Origin of the sequence: Actinophytocola sp., assembly GCF_050699935.1 — a bacterium.
GTDB lineage: Bacteria > Actinomycetota > Actinomycetes > Mycobacteriales > Pseudonocardiaceae > Actinophytocola.
The window spans coordinates 1-2769 of the sequence record NZ_JBOHGB010000286.1 but is presented as its reverse complement, the minus strand read 5'-3'; the positions used below and the strand labels follow the sequence as shown (position 1 = coordinate 2769).

Here is a 2769-nt window from a genome sequence, read left to right as displayed (position 1 = left end):
GGACTCGATGCCGCAGTGGACCGCGTGGATCTACGGCCCGATGATCATCGTGGCGATCGCCTTCGTGCTGACCCGGTACGTGTTCCCGGCCGTGATCCGCGGAGACGGCGAACACGGGGCCGCGCCGCCCACCGGGACACGGCTGGCGCCGCCGCCCACGGGGACCGTGCTGGCGTCGGCACGCGGCTGCTCGGGCCGGATCAGCTGGGTTCGGTTCAACCACACGCTCGAGGTGCGGGTCTTCGCCGACCGGTTCGTCCTGCGGCCGACGTTCATGGGTGACCACACGGTCATGGCGAACGAGATCGTGTCGGTCTCGGGCACGCGGACGAAGCTCACCGTCGAGCATGCGGCGAGCGTCGTCCGCTCCCCGGTCATCCTGTGGCTGGGCAGGCGGAACGAGGTGCGCCTGGCGATCGAGGCACTGCCCGTCAACCACCCGCGACCGACGGGATGATCTGAACCTCGGCCGCGCCGCGCAGCGGGGTCGCCGCGCCGCCGAGTCGGCGGCACTCCTCCCCGTCCACGAAGAAGTTCACGTACCGGCGTAACTCCCGGCGCTCGTCACGCAGCCGGCGCTCCAGACCGGGGTACTGCGCGGCCAGCACGTCGAGCAGGTCGGCGAGCGTCGCCGGGTCCGGCACCTGGACGTCCAATGTGGACCGATCGCCGACCCGTGGCCGCAGGACGCTCGGCAGCCGCACGGTGATCTCCACGGCTACACCACGACCGCGCGCACGCACAGCACGTCCGGCAGCCCCTCGACGACCGGCCGCCAGTTCTCGCCCTCGTCGCGGCTCGCGTACACCGTGCCCGAGCGAGTGCCGAAGTACACGCCGGCCGGATGGTCGGTGTCCACGCACATCGCGTCGCGCAGCACACCGCACCAGAAGCCCTCCGGCAGGCCGGACGTCAGCGCGTCCCACGACTTGCCCGCGTCCTCGCTGCGGTAGACCGCGCACCGGCCGCCGGGCGCGAACCGCATCGCGTCCGCGGTGAGCGGGAAGTTGTAGATCACGTCCGGCCGGTGCGGGTGGACCACCATCGGGAAGCCGAAGTCGGCCGGCAGCCCGTCCGCGATGGACTGCCACGTCTGGGCGCCGTCGTCGCTGCGGTACACGCCGTGGTGGTTCTGCGCGAAGAACCGCTCCGGCTGGTCGGGGTGCTGGGCGATCTTGTGCACGCACTGACCGAACTCCGGGTACGGGTCCGGGCTGCGGTAGGCCTGGATGCCCACGTTGCGCGCCCGCCAGGTCCGGCCGCCGTCAGTCGTGGCGTACACGCCGCCCGTGGACATCGCGACCGTCACCCGTGCCTCGTCGGTGGGGTGCGGCACGATCGAGTGCACCGCCTGCCCGCCGAACCCCGGCCCCCACTGCTCCCGGTGCGGGTGGTCCCACAGCCCGCGCACCAGCTCGTAGGTCCCGCCGCCGTCCTCCGACCGGAACACGGCCGACGGCTCGACGCCCGCGTACACGACGTCGGGCGTGCTGACCGGCCCCGGCGCGAACTGCCACACCCGGGCGAGCGCGGCACCGGTGTCCTCGGGGAACGCGATCGGTGCGTGGTCGGGCTCCTGCCAGGTGCCGCCCAGGTCGTCGCTGAACGCCACGCTCGGCCCGTAGTGCTCGCTGGTGATCCCCGCGAGCAGCCGCGGCGCGGCCCTGCGGGTGTCGAACCCGACCGCGTAGACGTCGTTCATCGGGTGGTGCGGGCCGGTGACCTCCCAGCCGGCGCGGCCGTCCGTGCCGGTCGCGAGCCACAGCCCCTTCTTCGTCCCGATCGCCAGTACCACAGTCACGGGTAACCTCCTTCGACCCTCCCGACCCGGTCCGGCCCGGACGCTACTCGCGACCCCCGACAGTCACCAGGACTCGGGCGGCTCCACGAACGCCCGGCCGAGATCGCGCGTGAGGGCGAGCGCGCGGCGTGCCCAGGTGCCACTCGCCCCGGCCAGGCCGCAGGTCGGGGTCGGCACGGCACGCTGCGCCAGCAGCTCGCGCCGGAAGCCCAGGCGGTCGACCAGGTCGAGCGCCGGGCGGGCGAGCCGCTCCAGGGTCGGCGGGTCGTCCGGCTCGCCGACCGGCACGAGGCCGAGGAGCAGCACGCAGCCCTCGTCGAAGGCCGCCCCGAGCTGGTCGGTGAGCACGGCCGGGGTGCCTTCCAGCAGCGTCGCGTCGAGGGCCACGGCGTCCGCGCCGGCCTCGCGCATGAGGGCCACCGGCGGGCGCGGCGCGCAGCAGTGCACGATCACCGGCTGCCCGCTCGCCTCCTTCGCGACGTCGACGAGCGCGGCGAGCGTCTCCCGCGCGTCCGGCTCGGCGACCGCGGGCACCGTGCCCAGCTTGGACGGCGTCGGCAGCGCCCCGGCGAGCACCGCGGGCAGTGCCGGCTCGTCGAGCTGGACAACGACGTCCGCGCCGGTCCGCTTGCGCACCTCCGCGACGTGCCCGCGCAGGCCCTCGCCGAGCGACTCGGTGAACTCGCGCAGCGCGCCCCGGTCGGTCAGCACCCGGTGCCCGCGCGGCAGCTCGACCTCCGAGGTGAGCGTCCACGGGCCGGCGACCTGCACCTTCACCTGTGCCGGGCGGGTGCCGGCGCGTTCGAGTGCCTGTTCGAACGCGTCGAGGTCGCCGCGCAGCCGGTCGGCCGCGCGGCGGTGGTCGGCGCCCGGGCGGGCGGTGACCCGGTAGGCCGACGGCACGACCTCGACGGCGAGGTCGACGAGGAGGCCGGCGGCGCGGCCGATGATGTCGGCGCCGAGCCCGC

Annotated in this window: 4 protein-coding genes; 1 reads left to right on the top strand and 3 read right to left on the bottom strand. The window is 74.5% G+C overall.

Going from position 1 to position 2769, the window contains the following annotated elements; translation table 11 throughout:
• Positions 1-457 (top strand): hypothetical protein (locus ACRDTB_RS37905; protein ID WP_431437104.1); only part of this gene is annotated, 457 nt, incomplete at its 5' end.
• On the opposite strand, the gene ACRDTB_RS37900 is transcribed toward ACRDTB_RS37905, so the two are convergent.
• The 3 genes from ACRDTB_RS37900 to ACRDTB_RS37890 form a co-directional block, all read right to left on the bottom strand.
• Positions 432-716: a MoaD/ThiS family protein gene (locus ACRDTB_RS37900; RefSeq protein ID WP_431437103.1), complete on the bottom strand. Its 285-nt coding sequence runs from the start codon at positions 714-716 to the stop codon at positions 432-434. The genes ACRDTB_RS37905 and ACRDTB_RS37900 overlap by 26 nt on opposite strands.
• A gap of 2 nt (positions 717-718) precedes the next feature.
• The gene (locus ACRDTB_RS37895) at positions 719-1801 is read right to left on the bottom strand and encodes a WD40/YVTN/BNR-like repeat-containing protein (protein ID WP_431437102.1); all 1083 of its coding nucleotides are present in this window, start codon (positions 1799-1801) and stop codon (positions 719-721) included.
• Positions 1802-1864: 63 nt separating this feature from the next.
• The coding region (locus tag ACRDTB_RS37890; protein ID WP_431437101.1) for a methionine synthase at positions 1865-2769 on the bottom strand (905 nt) is incomplete at its 5' end.